This window comes from Gordonia sp. C13 (assembly GCF_023218005.1).
GTDB lineage: Bacteria > Actinomycetota > Actinomycetes > Mycobacteriales > Mycobacteriaceae > Gordonia > Gordonia namibiensis.
Genome location: NZ_JALPSY010000016.1, coordinates 58,547 through 79,749, shown reverse-complemented (window position 1 = coordinate 79,749; position 21,203 = coordinate 58,547). Strand labels below are relative to the sequence as shown.

The 21,203-nt window shown below is 69.1% G+C and carries 3 protein-coding genes (1 of these 3 cut by a window edge); 2 read left to right on the top strand and 1 reads right to left on the bottom strand.

What is annotated here, in order from left to right:
* The first annotated feature begins 33 nt into the window (after positions 1-33).
* Positions 34-693, top strand: a complete 660-nt coding sequence (locus M1L58_RS13990) for a hypothetical protein (RefSeq protein ID WP_248659346.1) — start codon at positions 34-36, stop codon at positions 691-693.
* A complete protein-coding gene (locus M1L58_RS13985) occupies positions 690-3,065 on the top strand; it encodes a HelD family protein (RefSeq protein WP_248659345.1) in 2,376 nt (791 codons plus the stop codon). Before M1L58_RS13990 ends, M1L58_RS13985 begins: the two co-directional genes overlap by 4 nt.
* Here M1L58_RS13985 and M1L58_RS13980 read toward each other — a convergent pair.
* Positions 3,037-21,203, bottom strand: partial view of a non-ribosomal peptide synthase/polyketide synthase gene (locus M1L58_RS13980; protein ID WP_248659344.1) — the 3' portion only. The gene runs 7,837 nt beyond the window's last position; only the last 18,167 of its 26,004 coding nucleotides appear in the window; its start codon lies off the right edge, out of view — the gene reads right to left on this strand; its stop codon occupies positions 3,037-3,039. The two genes, M1L58_RS13985 and M1L58_RS13980, sit on opposite strands and share 29 nt — an antisense overlap.

Here is a 21,203-nt window from a genome sequence, read left to right as displayed (position 1 = left end):
GACGCGGCACACCCACCAGAGAACTATCCCTGGGTGTCCGCGTCCGTTGTGGTCGAGCGGGACCCGCAGTCAGCTCCCCCACCCGATACGCGCCTGGTGGTGGCGGTCGGCTCGAACGCGGTGCCGAGCGTGTTGCGTCGGAAGCTCGGCCACCTGGACCCCGCTGGCGTCCTGCACCTGACACGGGTACGCGTCGCCAACATCACAGTCGGTCATTCCGCCCACGTCGCGGCACGTGGATACGTTCCCGCGGCACCCGTTCGCACTGGTCACGGCACATTGGAGACGGTGGCCGCCTGGCTCTCACCCCCGCAGACCGAGGCGCTGGACCTCACCGAACCCAACTACGATCGACGGACAGTGAACACGCACGACCATCCCCTCATTTTTCTCGGTGACCCTCGGCTGCCCGCCGACGCTCCCGCCACTCCGGACGAGTTCGACATCTACGTGTCGCGTCACGGAGTCCTCGCCGACCCCGCGACCCGCGCGCCGCTGCCGTTCGGCAGCCAGGCCGGCGTGTTCGGGTGGTTGCAGCGGCATCTCGACGACCCTGCCCTGCACGGCGCAGCGGCCGAGGTCTGCGCACGACTGGCAACCGGCGATCACGCGGCTCGGGTGACCGGGCTGATCAACGATGCCCGACTGTCACGGTCGGCGTGGCCCGTCGACGCGCGAGGAGTTGTGGCATGACCGCACTGTCCCCCGACACCGACCCTCGGATCAGCGAGGAACAGGAACACCTCGACCGCGTCTACGGCCGTCTCGATCGGATGCGCCAGACCACACAGCGCCGCCTGTCTTCGACCCTGAGCGAGCGCGGTGGAACCCCGCAGGCACTCTCGGAGCGCGAGTCCTACGAGCGGATGTACAACGAGGATCTCGCGAAATTCGATGCCGCCGAACACAACCTGTACTTCGGCCGCCTCGACCTCGATGACGGTGAGATCCGGCGGATCGGCCGTATCGGTGTCCTCGACGACGGCCTCGGTGACGACGGGACGCACGACCACACCGCAACCGACGCAACGTTGCTGCTCGACTGGCGTGCACCGCTCGCGCGTCCCTTCTACCTCGCCACCCCGGCAGCGCCCGAAGAGGTTGCCCGTCGTCGCCACATCCGGACCCGCAGCCGCAAGGTCCGCGGGGTCAGCGACGAATCGCTGACCGCAGGAGATGCCCTCCTCGACGACTTCGGCCACGGCGACGTCGTCAACGAATCCGCCCTCGTCGCCGCGTTGAATGCTGCGCGGACCGGCGAGATGACCGACATCGTCGAGACCATCCAGCGGGAGCAGGACCTCATCATCCGGTCGACGCACCGGGGTGTGACGGTCATTCAGGGCGGGCCAGGCACCGGCAAGACGGCCGTCGCGCTGCACCGCGCCGCCTACCTGCTCTACACACATCGGGAAATCCTGTCGCGCAGCGGCATTCTCATCATCGGACCCAACGACGACTTCCTCAGCTACATCGGTCAGGTCCTGCCGTCGCTCGGTGAGTCCGGCGTACTTCTCTCGACGATCGGCGACCTGTTCCCCGGCGTCCGGGCCCGCAGTGAGGACCGGCGTGTCACCACCGGCGTCAAGGGCGGCCTGCGAATGGTCGACGTCCTCAAACGAGCGGTGCGGGCGAAGCAGTCGTTGCCGTCCAGGCCGGAGCCGGTGGATTTCGACGGCTACCGGGTCGAGATCGACTCCGAACTGGTCAAAGCCGCACGGGCCAAGGCCCGTTCGACGCGGCGTGCCCACAATCAGTCCCAGAACGCCTTCCTCAAGGCCGGTCTCGCCGAACTCGCCCGGCGCCATGCCTCGACCATCGGTTCCAGCCTGCTCGACGGTTCACAGTTGCTGAGCCCCGCCGACATCGCCGACATCCGCGATGACATGAGCCAGGACCCCGACATCCGTGCGGCGCTGCTGAAGTTCTGGCCGACGCTGACGCCGCAGGACATGCTGCGCGAGTTGCTGACCGACGAGCGCGCCATTCGTAGGGCTACCCCCGGCTGGTCGGACGACGACCGGGCTGCGCTACTGCGAGAACCGCGCACCTTCTCGATCACCGGGGAGGACTTCTCCCCCGCCGATGTGCCGCTACTGGACGAGCTGGCCGAACTCATCGGATACGGCACCGACGACGCCGAACGCGCCGAACGTGCACGCTGGCGGCGTCAGCTCGCCGAGGCGCAGGATGCTCTCGACATCCTGACCGGTTCGGCCCCACAGGATCTCGAGGACGAGCTCGATCCCGAGATCCTGATGGCCTACGACCTGATCGACGCCGAACAACTGGCGTCGCGTCAGACCGAGACCCGACGCGCCACCACCGCCGAACGCGCCTACGGCGACCGCACCTGGACCTTCGGTCATGTGATCGTCGACGAGGCGCAGGAGCTCTCGCCGATGGCATGGCGAATGGTGATGCGCCGCATCCCGAATCGGTGGATGACCATCATCGGTGACACCGCGCAGACCTCCGACGAAGCGGGCACCCGGTCGTGGGGGGAGGTCCTCGAGCCATACGTCGCGAAGCGCTGGCAGTTCAAGGAATTGTCGGTGAACTACCGCACGCCCAGCGAGATCATGACCTACGCCGCTCGCGTCCTCGACGAGATCGACAACGGCGAGACCGCGCCGACCTCGTTGCGCAGCAACGGTATCGAACCGGTGGCGATCGCGGTGGACGACACCGGTGACGCGGCGAGCATCGCGGCAGGCGTGTTCCACGCCGTCGATCTCGCCGAACCCGACGGGCTCACGGCCGTCGTCGTCCCCGACACGCTGGTCGATGTGGTGGCCGCCGCCCTGGACCCGGACGCGTTCGACGCGAAGGGTGTGGCAGCACCGAAGGTCTACACGGTCCGGACCTGCAAGGGTCTCGAGTTCGACACCACGATCGTGGTCGAGCCCGCCGCGATCATCGCCCAGTCACCGCGCGGTCTCAGCGACCTGTATGTCGCGCTGACCCGTGCCACTCAGCGTCTGCTGGTCGTGCACGACGAGCCGCTGCCCGCGGTGCTGGCGGATCTGCCTGCCGTCACCGACGCCGCGACTCCGCGTCGCTGATCGCTGCGTCGATCCGCGGTCCGAACTCCGACAGGGCGTCGCTGCCGACGATGCCGAGATGGTCGGTGTCGATGTCGATCCGCGTGATGCCGCCGCCCAGGTAGGGCGCCCAGCGGTTCGGGCCTGCGTCCGCCGATTCCTCGGTGTCGCTGTCGGCGGCGACGATGAGCATGGTGTCGCCGTCGTACGGTCGTGGCCGGTGCGAGATCGTGCGCTCGGCAGAACTCGTCATACGCGTCAGCATCCGGTCGAAGGACTCCGCATCGAGCAGTCCGAGTCCGGTGACCTTGTCCCGGATCGCGGCGGCGATCGTCTCGGGCGCAACCGATCCCGCGTCGTCGGGGTCGACGAGCTCGTCGACGTCGATGACCTCACGCCAACCGCCGAGCAACTCCGAGGCCAGCTCTCGGGCGTCGATGTCCACCGACATCTCCCCGTCGTCCGTCCAGCTCGGCGCCAGCTCGACGTCGTCGGCCGGGTAGCTGTCGAGCAGACCCAGGAATCCGACGTCCTCGCCGCGCAACCGCAGTTCGACGGCCATCTCCTGTGCGATCAGGCCACCGATCGACCACCCCAGCAGGTGGTATGGCCCCTCGGGAGCGATGCGTCGGATCTCGTCGACGTAGCGTACGGCGAGATCGTGCACCGTGGCGTCCGGGAGATCGCCGGCCACCACATACGGATCCTGGAGTCCGTACACCGGTCGGTCGTCGAGATATGGCGCCAGGCCACCGAACAACCACGCCAATCCATCGGCGGGATGCACACAGAACACCGGGTTCCGTGCACCCTCCCGACGCAGCGGTACGACGACGCCGCCGTTCGTCGGGTCGGACGCATCCGCGTCCACGGGTTCCGGTTCGAGGTGTGCGGCCAGCCGCGCGCCGAGGTCGCGAGGCGTCGGTCCGGCGAACACCCAGGCGACCTCGACCGGGATGCCCGTGCGACGACGGAGTTCGGCGACGAGACGGACCGCGGACAGTGACGTCCCACCGACGTCGAAGAATCCCTGGGCCGCGCTCGTGACCGCAACCCCGGTGACCGTGGACATGCACTCGGCGACGAGTTCCTCCCACTCCCCGGCCGGCGCCACCGGTTGCTCCGCGACGTGCGCCTCGTGACCGGCCTCCCGGATCACCGCCGACATCTTCGCGTGGTCCGGTCGTCCGTCGTCCCCGACCGGGATCTCGTCGACGATGGCCAGGATCGACGGGACACAATGCGGTGCAATGACTTCGACGGCAGCGCGACGAACATCGTCGGCGGTGATGTCGGCGCTGATGCCATCGCGGTCGACGCTCACCCACCCGTGGATCTCGATGCCGTCGTCGCTCGGGACAGCGACGACACTGCTCGCTCGCACACCGTCGAGTCCGGCTAGGGCCGTCTCGACCAGGTCGAGATCGACGCGCAGCCCACCTTCCCGGACCTGACGGTCGAGCCGGCCGAGGACCTCGACCCGGGGTTCCGCGCCGTCGTCCAGCCACCGTGCGAACACACCGGTCGATGCGCCGGCGGTGCGCAGTTCACCGGGGATTCGGGCCGGCAGCGCCCGCCCGGAGGTGTCGACGACGACCGCGCCCGGCGCTCCCTCGATGCCGAGCCGGCGACGATCGTCCTCGGTCACCAGCTCGATCTCACCCAGCACGGTGGTGGTCGGTTCGTCCGCGGTGATCGCATCGATGATCCGCTCGAAGACATCGCGGAACACCGCGACCGTCTCCGAATCGAAGAGTGCTGCTGCGTAATCGATCTCGCCGGTGATGACGGCCCCGTCGGGGGTGGTCGTCTCCGCGAGCCCGAGGGTCAGGTCCACCTTGGCGGGCGGCGGCCCGGGGTCGACGGGTTTCACGTGGAATCCGTCCGCGAACTCGGTCATACCCGCCAACTGGTCGCTGTGTCCGGCCGAGGTGTCGGCAAGGTAGTTGATCATGACCTGGACGAGCGGGGCGTGCGCGGTGGACCGGACGGGCGTGAGGCGTTCGACGAGCGTCTCGAACGGGATGTCCGCGTGCGCGAAGGCCGCCGCATCGGTGTCCCGTACCTGATCGAGCAGATCGGCGACGGTGTCGTCGGCGCCGATCTTCGTCCGCAGGACGACGGTGTTGATGAACATGCCGATCATCCTCGTCGTCGCAGCCTGCCCTCGACCCGAGACCGCGGCACCGATACTCACGTCGTCGACGTCGGCGAGTCTGGCGAGCGCCGCGGCGAATGCGGCGTGGCACACCATGAACGGCGTCAGCCCGTGCGCCCGGGCGGTTCGAGCGACCGCGGCGCTGCGTTCGGGCCCGAATTCGATCGGCAGTCGTGCGCCCCGGTGATCGATCACCGGCGGCCGCGGCCGGTCGGTCGGAAGGTCGAGCGCCGCGGGGATGCCGTCGAGCGCCGCCGACCAGTAGTCGAACTGGGCAGCCATCAGCGAGGTCGGGTCGTCGAGGTCGCCGAGAGTCGCACGCTGCCAGAGCGTGTAATCGACGTAACCCACCGGAAGCGGCTCCGGCGCGGGCAGATTCGTTCCCGACGCTCGCACCTGGTACGCAACCAGCAGTTCCCCGGTCAGGATCTGCAGGGATGCGGCGTCGCCGGCGATGTGGTGGATCACCACGACGACGCGGTACCCGCCGTCGACGGGCGCGACCGCGACCCGCACCGCGAGGTCGACGGTGACGTCGAATCCCTCGGCGCAGACCGCCATCGCGGCGTCGACGTCGGCTGTCTCGTTCCAGCGCAAGCGGGTTGCCGCGTCGCTCGTGTCGAGCACGAGCTGTACCGGTGTCCCATCCACCGCCATCGGGTAGACGGTGCGCAACGGTTCGTGTCGGGCGATGACGTCGAGCAAGGCCTCGCGCAGCGCGGCGAGGTCCGGTTCGCCGAGCACATCGAAGGCGACGGGCATGTTGTACACCGGCGACGCCACATCGAACTGGTTGATGAACCAGATCCGTTGCTGCGCATACGACAGCGGGATCTGCGCGGGGCGCCGACGACGGCTCAACGGCTGCGCCGACAGACGCCGCTGGGTCAGCGTACGCGCGAGCTCTCGTACAGTCGGTGCGCGGAAGATGTCGCGGATGTCGATGTCCACCCCGAGACGTTCGGCGACACCGGCCACGACACGCAGTGCGGCGAGCGAATGCCCGCCGAGGTCGAAGAACGACACTGTCACCGAGACCTCGTCGAGTGCCAGGACGTCGGCGAAGACCGCCGCCAGAGCGCGCTCGATTCCGTCGGCGGGCGGGACGAACTCGGCCGACACCGCGGCCGGAGCGGGCAGCGCACGACGGTCGAGCTTGCCGGTGGCGGTCAGCGGGACGTCGTCGAGGATCACCCACTGCGTCGGCCGCATGTACTGCGGCAGTGTCTCGGCCACGCGGGCCCGAACCACATCGAGGTCGACGTCGCCGGCGAGATAACCGACCAGGACCTCGCCCGTCGGCCCGTTGCGGACGGTCGCCGCGGCGTGCGTGATGCCGTTGATCTGCGCGAGGATCGATTCGATCTCCGCCAGCTCGATGCGCTGTCCGCGGAGTTTCACCTGGAAGTCGGAGCGCCCGAGGTACTCGAGTTCACCTTCCGCATTCCATCGGACCAGGTCGCCGGTCCGGTACAGACGGGCGCCTGAACGGCCGGTGGGGTCGGCGACGAAGCGCTCGGCGGTGAGATCCGGTCGGGACGCGTAGCCGCGAGCCAGCTGCCCACCGCCGACATAGAGTTCGCCGACGACCCCGACCGGTGCGGGTTGCAGCCGGTCGTCGAGGACCCAGGTCGTGGTGTTCGCGATCGGCCGGCCGATCGGCACAGTCACCTCGTCGGTGCCGAGGCGGTGAGCGGTGACCTCGACCGCGGCCTCCGTGGGCCCGTACAGGTTGTCCATGTCCGCGTCCGGGACCAGCGTACCCAGCGCATGCGCGGTCGCCGCGGGCAGCGCCTCGCCGGAGGCGTGGATGCGCCGCAACGTCGCCAGGGCCGCGCGCCGCTCGGGGTTGTCGCCGACGTACTCGGCGAACGCCGCCATCATCGACGGCACGAAGTGGATCGACGTGACCCCCTGGCGTCGGACCTCGTCGAGGACGTAGGCCGGGTCGATGTGCCGACCGTCCTCGGCGATCACCAGCCTGGCGCCGGCCATCAGTGGCGCGAACAGTTCCGGCACCGACACGTCGAAGGTGGCCGGGGTCTTCAGCATCACGACGTCGTCGTCGCCCAGTGGTTCCCGGATGTGCATCCAGGCGAGACGGTTCAGGACTGCCCGGTGACTGACCGTGACCCCCTTGGGTGTTCCCGTCGATCCGGAGGTGAACAGCGTGTACAGCGCGTTGTCGGGGTCGACCACCCGACGGAATGCGGCGCGGGACACCGCCGCGGCGTGGTCGTCGGCAACCGGGGTGTCGGCGTCGACCACCAGGACGTGCGGTGTGACACCGGCGAGGACCTCGGGTCGAGGGTCTGCGGCCAGGATCACCGAGATCGACGCCGCGTCGATCATCGCCGCGAGTCGCTCCGCGGGCGTTGCCGGGTCGATGACCACGTAGGCGCCACCGGCGGCGACCACGGCGTGGATCGCCAGGACGAGCTCGACCGAACGCGGGATGCACACGCCCACTGCGACATCCGGTCCCACGCCGTGGCCCGAAAGCCGCTGCGCGAGATCGGACACCCGGGTGGTGAACTCCGCGTAGGTCAGCGTCCGATCCCCCGCCACCAGAGCTATCGCGCCGGGGGTGCGTCGGGCCGCGGCGTCGACCGCCTCGGAGACCGTCGACCACGGCACGGACAGGTCCGGGCCGGAAACCAATTCGGCGATCCGTGTGCGCTCGGCGTCGTCGGTCAGATCGATCTCGCCCACCGACCGACCGTCGATTTCCGTACCGGTGAGAGCCTCGAGCACCCGGATCAGCCGCGTGAACATCACCTCGATGGTCGACGCGTCGAACAGGTCTGTCGCGTAGACGATCTCGACCGGCCACGCACCCTGCGGGTCCACGCTGACCGCGACGGTCAGGTCGAGCTGAGTGGTCCCGGTGGACACCGCGAGAGGTTCCAGACGGAGTCCGCCGGGGGCCTCGGCTGCGTCGGCGGTCCCAGCAGTGCCCGTGGCGTGCAGCACCGACAGCATCACCTGGCTCAGCGGGGCGAAGGCCTCGGATCGCGCCGGGGACAGCCGGTCGACGAGGTAGTCGAACGGGACATCCGCGCGGGCGAGCGCGTTGACGTCGTCGACGCGGACGCGGTCGAGGAAGTCCCGGACATCGATCGCCGGGTCGACCTCCGTCCGCAGGACCAGGGTGTTGACGAACATGCCGACCAGGTCGTCGAGATGAGCGTGGCCGCGCCCGGCGACCGGCGTGCTGATCGCGATGTCGCGGCTCGCCGACAGGCGGGCGAGGAGGATCGCGAGCGCTGCGTGGATCGTCATGAAGTCGGTGATCCCGCGATCCCGGGACACCGCGGAGATCCGGGTGGCCAGGTCGGCCGGGATCTCCGCGGTGACACGGCCGCCACGCTGAGAGGCAACCGGCGGCCGTGGGCGATCTGTCGGCAACGGGAGGAGGTCGGGCAGGTCCGACAACCTGTTGACCCAGTACCCGACCTGCTTGCCGAGCACCGAGTCCGGGGCGTCGACATCGCCGAGGGTCTGCCGTTGCCACAGTGCGTGGTCGGCGAACTGGACCGGTAGCTCGGTGAACGCCGGCGGCCGTCCCTCGGCACGCGCGAGATACGCCGTCCACAGGTCGGACAGCAACGGTCGCATCGACTCGCCGTCGGCCGCGATGTGATGGAGAAGGACGACGAGGAGGTGATCGTCACCGTCCGGGCCGTCGTCTCCGGCTGCCAGGAGACGTACGCGCAGCGGGATCTCGGTGGTGATGTCGAAGCCGGGCGGCCCGAGGAGCACGGACAGGTCGTCGGCGGCGAGCGGATCGGCGGGCAGCGTGTCGGTTTCCCACCGCAATGCCGTTCGGGCTTCCTCGATGTCGAGGATTCGCTGGAAGGGTTCACCCGCGTCGGCCGGGAAAACGGTGCGCAGGATCTCGTGCCGCGCGAGCACATCGACGACGGCGTTGCGCAGCGCCGACCGATCGAGCGGACCGCGTAGTCGTACGGCCAACGGGATGGTGTAGGCCGCCGACTCCGGTTCGAACCGGTTGAGGAACCAGATGCGTTGCTGCGCATACGACAACGGAATCCGGTCTGGGCGGTCGACGACGCGCACCAGTGGCGCCTGCGGCGGCTCCGAGTCGAAGGCGGTCTCGATACGGCGCGCGAGCCCGCGCACGGTCGGGGACTCGAAGACGTCGCGGACACCCAGGCGGACGCCGAACTGGTCTCCGGCACGCGCGCTCAGTCGGGTCGCGGCCAGCGAGTTCCCGCCGATGGCGAAGAAGTCTGCAGTGGCCGAGACCTTCTCGAGGTCGAGGATGTCGGCGACGATCGCGGCGAGGATTCGTTCGGTGTGACCCGACGGCGGTGTGTGGGCGTCGGTCGCGTCGGCGGTGTCGATCTCCGGCAATTGCCTGCGGTCGATCTTTCCGACCGGATTGCGCGGAAGGTGCTCCAGGACCTGGAGTTTCGCCGGAATCATGTAGGGCGGCAGCTGCGCGGCGAGCTGTTCGCGGAGATCCGCGACGTCGAGGTCTCCATCCGGGTCGAGGGGCTCGACGTACCCGGCGAGGTCGCTGACCGGGTCTCCCACGCCGATGACGACCGCGTTGCGCACGGCCGGGTGTGCGGTGAGCGTCGCCTCGATCTCACCGAGTTCGAGGCGCTGGCCGCGTAGCTTCACCTGGAAGTCGCTGCGCCCCACATAGGTCAGTTCGCCGTTGCGTGATCGGCGCACGAGGTCCCCGGTGCGGTACATGCGGCTGCCCGGTGGTCCGAACGGAGCCGACACGAAACGCTCGGCCGTGAGCGCCGGGCGGTCGTGGTAACCGCGGGCGAGTTCCCCGCCGGCGAGGTACAGCTCTCCGACGACGCCGGGCGGCACCGGATGGAGCCGGCCGTCGAGGACGTGCGCGGCGCCGCCGGGCACGGGACGTCCCAGCCGGACCGGTTCGTCGAGGCCGACCGCCGGTGAGGTGACGCTGATGATCGTCGTCTCGGTGGGTCCGTAACCGTTGTGGAAGGCGGTGTGCGCGGCCCAGCGGTCCTTCTCGGCGTCGGGGACGGCTTCGCCGCCGACGAGCACGTTGGTGAACGGCAACGACGCGGGGTCGGGTAGTGAGGCGGCCACGGAGGTCACCAGGAATGCGTGTGTCGTGCGATGCGTCGAGACGAAGTCGGCCAGTTCACGCCCACCGTAGATCTCCGGCGGGACGACGACGAGTGTGGCCGCGCTGCCGTAGGCGCCGAGGATCTCGAGGATCGCGGCGTCGAAGGCGGGTGAGCTGATACCCAGCCATCGGGCCTGCGGCCCCGAACCGTGACGGTCACGCAGCACTGCGGCCACGCCGGCCAGGCCCCGGTGGGTGACGAGCACACCCTTGGGCATCCCGGTCGAACCCGAGGTGAAGATCATGTACGCACCGTCGTCGGGGTACACCGGGCGCCGGATCGCGGGAGCCGGCCGAGGCGCTCGGGACCTCAGCTCGGCGGCCCGGTCGGCGTCGAGAAGCATCCAGTGCACCCCGGCCGACGTCTGCACCGAGCCGTCGGTGAGACCCACCTTGGCGCGTGCGCCTCCCACCACGCGGGCGATGCGATCCGCGGGATGGCGGGGATCGACCGGGCAGTACACCGCACCGGTCTTGGCGATCGCCCACAGCGCGAGTTGTACCCGTGCCGACCGTCCCAGTGCGCACACGACGACGTCGTCCGGACCGACGCCGTGCTCGGTGAGTTCGGCAGCGAGATGCGAACTCGCGTGGTCCAGCTCGTCATACGTCCAGCTGCCGAGCTCGTCGATGACGGCGGGGTGGTCGCCGCGGGACCGGACGGCGGCGGCGAACAGTTCGGGCAGGGTCACGACGGCCGGGTCCGGGTCACCGGAGACCAGCGGCCCCGTGTCCTCGTCGATGGCGAGCAGATCGAGATCGCCGACCGGCGTCGCGGTGTCGGCGACCGCGTGGACGAGGAGGCCGACGAATCGGTCGGCCAGGCGCCGGGCGTCGGCATCGTCGTAGAGGTCGGTGGCGTAGGTGAGGGTGCCGCGCCAGGGTGCGCCCGCCGCCCCGTCGGTGCGCACCGCGACCGTGAGGTCGAACTTGGCAGAGTCGTCCGTCACGGGCACCGGACTGATGTCGAGGCCGGCGAGCTCGGTCGCCAAACTCGCAGGCAGCGTTGCGGTCTCGGCGGTGTCGGTCGTCGTCAGCAGGACCTGGACGAGCGGCGCGTACGACGCGGCCCGGGTGATCCCGAGCGCGTCGATCACCTCGTCGAACGGCACGTCGGCATGTGCGAGGGCGTCGAGGTCGCCGTCGCGGATCTCGTGGAGGAGGTCGGCGAACGCTTCCTCCGCCGCGACCCGGCTGCGCAGGGCGACGGTGTTGACGAACATGCCGATCAGGTCGTCGGTCTCGCCGTCGCGGCCGGCGGTGGCGGTGCCGATGACGATGTCTCCGCTCCCGGAGAGGCGGCTCAGGAGTGCCGCGAGCGCGGCGTGCAGCACCATGAACGTCGTGGTCCCGGTGGCACGGGCGAGATCGGCGGCGGCCGACGCGGTGCGGCCCGGAATCGTGAAATCGACCGTGGCACCGCGGGTGTCGCGAGTCGACGGCCGCGGGTGTGTGGTCGGGAGCTCGAGGAGCGCCGGAGCACCGGCGAGGCGGTCCGCCCACCACTGGCGTCGGGTGGCCGCGGTCGCGTCGCCCTGCCGGAGTTCCAGGACGTGGTCGGCGTACTGGCGAGGCAAGGGCGCCCAGTCCGGTGCGCGGCCGTCACGTCGCGCGACATAGGCGGTGAGCAGGTCGCGGGCCAGGACCGGTCCCGACGCACCGTCCGCTGCTATGTGGTGAATCGCAAGCACGAGCAGTGCGCCGTCGGCCGGGTCGCGGTGCAGACGTGCCCGCACCGGCAGGTCCCGGGTGAGGTCGTACGGCACCACGGTGACGGCCATCGCCTCGGCGTCGGAATCGACCAGACGCCAATCGAAGTCGACATCGTCGGTGATGACCTGGTGCGGTCGGCCGTCCGGCCCGAGAGGATAGGTGGTCCGCAGGATCTCATGCCGCGCGATCACATCACCGATCGCGGACCGGACGTCATCGGCGTCGACCTGCCCGCGGATACGGAATCCGAACGGGATGATGTACGAGGCGGCGTCGGGTTCGTACTGGTTGATGAACCACATACGTCGTTGCGCACTGGAGAGCGGCAGGACGTCGGGACGCGGCGACGATGCCCTCTCGCCCACCTCCGGGCCTAGCGCCGCGGGATCGGCGCCGGAACGTTCGACGCGGGCGGCGAGGCCGCGAACGGTCGGTTCGTCGAAGACATCCCGCACGGTGACCGGGACGCCGAGTGTTCGTGCCAGTCGTGACGCGAGACGGGTTGCTGCCAACGAGTTCCCGCCGGCGTCGAAGAAGCTGGTGCCGGCCGAGACCTCGTCGACCCCGAGCACATCGGCGAAGACGTCGGCGACGGCGATCTCGGCGGGTGTCGACGGGGCGACGTACTCGTCGGCCGCGTACATCGGAAGCGGGAGTGCCTTGCGATCGATCTTGCCCGCGGTGTTCGACGGCATCTCGTCGAGGATCACCCAGGACGTCGGACGCATGTAGCCCGGCAGTTTCTCGGCAACGGTCCGGACGACATCGAGATCGACGTCGGCGCCGGTCAGATGAGCGACGAGCTGCTCGCCGGCGGGCAGTGCCATCACGGACGCCACCACCTGGGTCACGCCGGGTGCGGTCTGCAGGACCGACTCGATCTCCCCCAACTCGATCCGCTGCCCCCGCAACTTCACCTGAAAATCACTACGCCCCAAATACTCCAACTCACCAACACCAGACCACCGCACCCGATCACCCGTCCGATACAACCGCGAACCCCACCCACCAAACGGATCCGCCACAAACCGCTCCGCAGTCAACCCCGACCGCGACGCATACCCCCGAGCCACCTGCACCCCACCCAGATACAACTCACCCACCACACCCACCGGAACCGGCCGCAACCGCGAATCCAACACCCACACCGACACATTCGGCACCGCACGACCAATCGGCACCACCACCTCACCACCGCCGACCACATACGACGTCACATCCACCGCAGCCTCAGTCGGCCCATACAAATTCACCACCCGCACACCAGGCACCAACCCCCGCAACCCCTCCACACCCGCAACACCCAACGCCTCACCCGAACAGAACACCTGCCGCAACGACCCCAAACCCACACCACCCGAACCACCCAGCGCATCAACAAACACCGACAACATCGACGGCACAAAATGACACACCGACACACCAAACCGCTCCACCACCGACGCCACATACCACGGATCCCGATGCCCACCCGGCTCCGCCACCACCACCGAAGCACCAACCATCAACGGCCAGAACAACTCCCACACCGACACATCAAACGACACCGGCGTCTTCCACAACACCACATCATCACCAGTCACCCCGAACAACGACTGCATCCACCCCAACCGATTCACCACCGCCCCATGCGACACCGTCACACCCTTCGGCCGACCCGTCGACCCAGACGTGAACAACGTGTACACACCCACCAACGGCGACAACACCCCCACCTCATCCACCACCGCACCCAACTCCACACCACCATCAACACCCGAAACACCCGACCCCACACCACAATCCACCACCAACCGCTCCACACCAGAAGGCACCACCACCTCCTCAGACCCCCGCGTCAACACCACACCCACACCCGCCGTCGACAACATGTAACCCACCCGCTCCACCGGCGCATCCACCTCCACCGGCACATACCGCCCACCCACAACCACCACCGCATGCACCGCCACCAACAACTCCAACGACCGCGACATCACCACCCCAACAGCAGAATCCACCCCCACACCCACACCCAACAACCGCCGCGCAACCCCCGCCACCAAACCACCGAACTCCCCATACGACACCACCCGATCCCCACACCACACCGCCACCTGCGACCCCGACAACCCCACCCGCTCAGCCACCACCGAACCCACCGAACGACCACCCCACCCCAACTCCACCACCGCGCCCCGCGACCAGTCCGCGATGGCGGCACGCTCGGTCGCGTCGGCGAGGTCGATGTCGCCGACCACCACCGTGTCGTCGGCGAGGCCGGTGGTGAGGACGTCGACGATCCGCTCACCCAGACGGCGGACGGTGCGATCCTCGAAGAGGTCGGTGGCGTAGACAATCCGCCCGGACAGGGCGGTCAGGTCGCCGGCCGCGTCGCGTGCGGCCGTCATTCCGATCATGAGGTCGAATCGCGCGGCGGGAACACCCTCCTCGACGGGCGTGACCGTCAGGCCGGGCACCGAGATGTCGCCGATCGCGGACTGTTCCAGCGTCAGCATCACCTGGGCGAGGGGTGCGAACGCCTCGCTGCGGGTCGGGGCGAGTACGTCCACGAGGTGCTCGAAGGGGACGTCGGCAGCCGCGAACGCGTCGAGGTCGGTGTCGCGGACCTGCCCGATCACCTCGCCGAACGTGGCACCCGGGTCGACCTGGGTGCGCAGGACGACGGTGTTGACGAACATGCCGACCAGGGCATCGAGTTCGGCGCGACCACGACCTGCGACCGGCGTCGCGAGTGCGATGTCGGAGGAACCCGCCAGGCGGGACAGCACGACCGCGACGGCGGCGTGCACCACCATGAACGCGGTGACCCCATGGCGACGTGCGAACCCGTCGATCGACGACGCGAGTCCCTCGGGCACCTCGAATTCCGCGACGGCACCGTGGAGCGATGCCACCTGCGGCCGCGGACGATCAGTCGGCAGTTCGAGTACATCGGGCAGGTCCGCGAGCTCCTCCTGCCACCACCGGGCCCGGCGACCGAGCGCAGAGTCCGGATCGTCCACCGACCCGAGGACGCGCTGTTGCCAGAGGGCGACATCCGCGTACTGGACGTCCAGCGGGGGGCGTTCGGGCGCATGTCCCGCCGTACGCGCGGCATAGGCGTGCAGCAGGTCGTCGACGAGCGGTCGCAGGGATTCACCGTCCGCCGCGATGTGGTGGAGGACCACGACCAGGAGGTGGTCGTCGGACTCGGCGACGATCCCGGCACGGATCGGCAGGTCGCGGGTGACGTCGAAGCCGGCGGAGGTGAGGGTCTCGACGTCCTCGTCGCACCACCACTGGTCCACGGTCACCTCGTCGGCGGACGCGATGTCCTGCCATGGCCGACCGTCGAGGTCCTGCGGGTACCGGGTGCGCAGCACCTCGTGCCGGGTGATCACGTCGGCGAGCGCGGCGCGCAGGGCCACGGTGTCGAGCCGACCGCGCAGCCGCATCGCGAACGGGATGTTGTAGGCGGGTGACGCCGGATCGAACTGGTTGATGAACCACATCCGCTGCTGCGCCGCCGACAGGGGCGGGCGCGACGGACGCGGGATCGATCCCAGTTCCGGGAGGTCATCGCCGGAAGGCGACGGCGCGACGACCGAATCATCACCGCGACGCTCGTCGACCCACTCGGCCATGGCACGGACGGACGGGGCGTCGAACAGTTCACGAACGGTGAACGGCAGCGAGAACATGTGCGAGAGCCGGGCGGCGACCCTGGTGGCGGACAACGAGTGCCCGCCGATCTCGAAGAAGCTGTCGGTGACCGACACCCGCTCGACGGCCTGGTCGAGGACGTCGGCGACGATCTCGACGATCAGGCGTTCGGTGTCCGACCCCGGCGCAACGATCTCTCGCGGACCGAGCTCCGGTGCGGGAAGCGACTTCCGGTCGATCTTCCCGGATGTTCCGAGCGGCATGTCGTCGAGCACGACCACGGTGTCCGGCACCATGTACGGCGCGAGGCGACGCGCCGCATGTTCACGTACCTGCGTCACGTCGGCATCCCCGGAGACGTAGGCGACGAGGAGGTCGTCGCGCACCAGAACCGCGGCGGCGACGACGCCGGGTGCGGTCTGCAGCACCGACTCGATCTCCCCCAACTCGATCCGCTGCCCCCGCAACTTCACCTGAAAATCACTACGCCCCAAATACTCCAACTCACCAACACCAGACCACCGCACCCGATCACCCGTCCGATACAACCGCGAACCCCACCCACCAAACGGATCCGCCACAAACCGCTCCGCAGTCAACCCCGACCGCGACGCATACCCCCGAGCCACCTGCACCCCACCCAGATACAACTCACCCACCACACCCACCGGAACCGGCCGCAACCGCGAATCCAACACCCACACCGACACATTCGGCACCGCACGACCAATCGGCACCACCACCTCACCACCGCCGACCACATACGACGTCACATCCACCGCAGCCTCAGTCGGCCCATACAAATTCACCACCCGCACACCAGGCACCAACCCCCGCAACCCCTCCACACCCGCAACACCCAACGCCTCACCCGAACAGAACACCTGCCGCAACGACCCCAAACCCACACCACCCGAACCACCCAGCGCATCAACAAACACCGACAACATCGACGGCACAAAATGACACACCGACACACCAAACCGCTCCACCACCGACGCCACATACCACGGATCCCGATGCCCACCCGGCTCCGCCACCACCACCGAAGCACCAACCATCAACGGCCAGAACAACTCCCACACCGACACATCAAACGACACCGGCGTCTTCCACAACACCACATCATCACCAGTCACCCCGAACAACGACTGCATCCACCCCAACCGATTCACCACCGCCCCATGCGACACCGTCACACCCTTCGGCCGACCCGTCGACCCAGACGTGAACAACGTGTACACACCCACCAACGGCGACAACACCCCCACCTCATCCACCACCGCACCCAACTCCACACCACCATCAACACCCGAAACACCCGACCCCACACCACAATCCACCACCAACCGCTCCACACCAGAAGGCACCACCACCTCCTCAGACCCCCGCGTCAACACCACACCCACACCCGCCGTCGACAACATGTAACCCACCCGCTCCACCGGCGCATCCACCTCCACCGGCACATACCGCCCACCCACAACCACCACCGCATGCACCGCCACCAACAACTCCAACGACCGCGACATCACCACCCCAACAGCAGAATCCACCCCCACACCCACACCCAACAACCGCCGCGCAACCCCCGCCACCAAACCACCGAACTCCCCATACGACACCACCCGATCCCCACACCACACCGCCACCTGCGACCCCGACAACCCCACCCGCTCAGCCACCACCGAACCCACCGAACGACCACCCCACCCCAACTCCACGACCGCACCCCGCGACCACGTCTCGACCGTGCCGCGCATCTCCGCGGGCATCGGGTCGAGCGCCGCAACGGGCGTGTCGGGGTCGTCGGCGAGCAACTGCAGGAGATCGACCAGCGATGCCGCGATCACCTCGGCGACCTCGGCGTCGACGGCGGTCAGATCGGCTTTCACAGTGAGCGACAGCTCGTCGGCGTCCGGGGCGGCGATGAGCGCGAGCGGATAGTGGGTCGCGTCCGAGGTGGTCACGTCGCGGATCTCGAGCCCTGACGTGCGCGATCCCTCCAGCACGGTTCCCGTGTCGACTGGATAGGACTCGTAGACGACCAGGGTGTCGAAGAGCGCGGGATGCCCGGAGGCGCGGGTGATCTCGCCCAGACCGAGGAACTGGTGGTCGACGAGCCCGGTACGGGAAGCGTGGAGCGTCGTCACCAGATCGGCGACCGTCCGGTTCGGGTCGACGTCCGCGACGACGGGCACCGTGTTGATGAAGAGACCGATCATGGCATCGGCCCCGTCGAGGTCGGCCGGCCGACCCGACACCGTCTCGCCGAAGACGACGCGTTGTTCTCCGGTCAGTCGCGACAGCAGGATCGACCAGGCCGCGTGGAGTGCGGTGCTCGTGGTGCTGCCGAGTTGCCGGACCCGTTCCTCCAGCCGGGCACGGCCGGCGGCGTCCAGGCGCGCGGCGATCTCGTACGGACGGCGCTCCTCCTGGCGGGCGCGGGCGGCGTGGTGGGGCGCGACCACAGTGGGCGTGACGTCGGCGACAACGTTCTGCCACGCAGTGAGGGCGGCGGCACGATCTCGGCGATCCAGCCAATTGAGGTAGGACTCCATGTCGGTGGCCGGGGTGACCGCGGGACGGCCGAGATGTGCGGCGAGGAGATCGGCGACGAGGATCGGCCCGGACCACCCGTCGAGGATGATGTGGTGCGCGGTGATCACGACGGTGTGTGCGGGACCGGCGATGCTGTGGTGCGAGACGGCGGTGAACCTGATCAGCGGCGGCGAATCGAGGTGGAACGGCCTGGTGCGATCCTCTTCGGCGAGTTCGGCGATGCGCTCCGCCGCATCCGCGAGCTCTGCTGCCGTGAGGTCGATGCCGCGGAAGTCGGGGTCCGTCACCACCGCGTGATCCGCCGGCGGGATCACCACGACGGGTCGGCCCGACCCGGTCCGGGTGAACGCGGACCGCAGGACCCGTTGGCGCGCCAGCAGTTCGCGGATCGCCGGAAGCAACGCGGTCGGCGCGTGCTCACCGGCGAACTCGATGATCGACTGTGTGACATAGGGGTCGGTCGGATGCCCGGCGCCGTCGAACCCAGGGCCGTCGAACTCAGGGGTACCCGCGAGACGTTCGGCTTCGTAGATCAACCCCTTTTGCAGCGGGGTCGGCGGCCAGATCGCCGGCGCGGTGTGGGAACGTCCCGCCGAGTACCTCTCGACCAGATCGTCGATCTCGGTCTGCGAGACTCCCCCGCCGATGACGTCGGTCTCGCTGGGCCCCGGATCCCCCACCGATTCCACGTATGCGGCCAGCGAGGACAGTGCGGCATCCCATCGAGAGGCGATGTCGTCGAGGACGTCGCGACCGAGTACCGCTTCGGGCGCCGAGAGATCCAGTCGCAACGTGCGCCCACGCGGGGACGGCACCGTCCCCATGGTTGCGGTGAGCGCGGCGAGAGCAGTCATGTTGCCGGTCGCCGACGGCGGGAGCAACGGCGCGTCGCCGACCGGGAGGAACTCGGTGGCCGGCGTGTCGGCGTCGTCCGAACCGGCCAGACTTCCCAGGTAATTGACGGTCACCGGCGGCAACGGGCGGTCACGGAGGGGCGACCCAGGCCGTGACCAGCGCAGCGGACCGAACGCGATGCCGTTGTCCGGCATGCGTTTCTGCCGGTCCTTGAGGGACTTGAGGATCGTCGCCAGGTCGCGTCCGGGTGAGGTTCCGGCCTCGGGGATCTCGACGCCGACCGGGACGAAGGAGGTGAACCAGCCGACGGTCTCGCTCAGGTCGGCGCCCGGGGCGACGGACTCCTCGCGCCCATGGTTCTCCAGGAGCATCGACACCGTGCGGGCGTCGTACCCGAGTCGACCGGCGGCCGTCCCGGTGGCGAGGGCGTAGGCGAGGGCCGCGGCGACCACGGTGTCGGCGCGGGCGCCGAACGCATCCGCGACCCGACCCAGCACGGACTCGGTGCGATCGGGTCCGACGACGTGGGTCGTGGAGACGCTGGTTCGCAACCGATCTCGGACGGGATCGAGCACCGAGTCGGACGACGGTGGCAGCTGTTCGGTCCACCAGTCGATCTCGTGCTCGCGGTCGGCGAGTTCGGACAACACCTGCGCCCACCGGCGGAAAGACGTCCCGCGGGCGGTGACCTGCGGCTGGTCGCCGCTGCGGTACTGCCACCAGGCGCGGGCCAGGCCGGACACGATGGTCGGCCACGACACCGCGTCGACGCCGAGGTGATGGATCGCGATCACCAACCGGCCGACCGTGTCCCGGCCGTCGGCGACCCGCACTCCCACGGCCGCGACGAGTCGTCCCCGTTCGGGTGAGAGGGCGCCGAGAGCACGTCGATGCGCCTCTCGCACCGCCTCACCGAGAGTGGCTGCCGCAGAACCGGTGGCCGGCCGCGCCGGGTCGAGGATCTCGACCAGGACGTCGTCGGCGCTGCCGGCTCCGGCGATCACGACGGGATCGCCGTCCTCGCCGATCTGCAACGACGCGGTGAGCATCGGGTGCGCCGCCACCACCGCAGCGGTCACGGCGCGCAGGGCGTCTTCGTCGATGTCGGCCGGCAGGGTCAGCACCGTGCTCTGCGAGAAGTCGGCGATGTCGTCGAGCCCATCGGCGAGGTCGAGCATCCATGCCACGCCCGGCGTCGGCGCGACCGGTCCGATGCCGCCGCCGGACAGCTCGTCGAGCACCGCGTCGGGTTCGTGCCGGGACAGTTGCGCGAGGTCGCGGATCGTCGCGGCGCCGAACACGTCACGCGGGGTGAGACCGAAACCGGCGGCCCGCAGCATCGAGGTCAGGCGGATCGACGCGATCGAATCGCCGCCGAGAGCGAAGAACGAACTGGTCATCGGGACCTGTTCGACACCGAGGACGGCGGCGACGATCCCGGCGACGACGCGTTCGGTGTCCGTCGCCGGCTCCGCATCGGACCCGGTGTGCTCCAGCATGTCGAAATGCGGCGCGGGAAGCGCCTTCCGGTCGAGCTTTCCGGCGCTGCTGAGCGGCGCATCGAGCAGCGTCACCCACAGCGTGGGCCGCATGTAGGCGGGCAGCGAAGCCGCCACCGCCTCCCGCGCACGGCCGACGCTGTCGGCGCTCTCGGGTCCGATCAGGTACCCGACGAGATGCTCCGCGCCGCCCGGGGCCCGCGCCAGGGTCACCGCGGCCTGCCGTACCCCGGAGACGGTCGCGAGCACGGACTCGATCTCGCCCAACTCGATCCGCTGGCCGCGGAGCTTCACCTGGAAGTCGCTGCGGCCCAGGTACTCCAGCTCGCCGGAGCAGTTGCGGCGGACCAGGTCCCCGGTGCGGTAGAGCCTGTCCCCTCGCCCGAACGGGTCGGCGACGAAACGGTCCGCGGTCAGATCGGCGCGCCCGGCATACCCCCGGGCCAGCTGGACACCGCCGAGATACAGTTCGCCGGCGACGCCGGTCGGTACCGGTCGTAGACGGTCGTCGAGGACGAGGCTCTGCGTGTTCCAGATCGGCCGGCCCATCGGCACCACCTCGCGGTGATCGCCGAGGGTGGCGGCGGTGA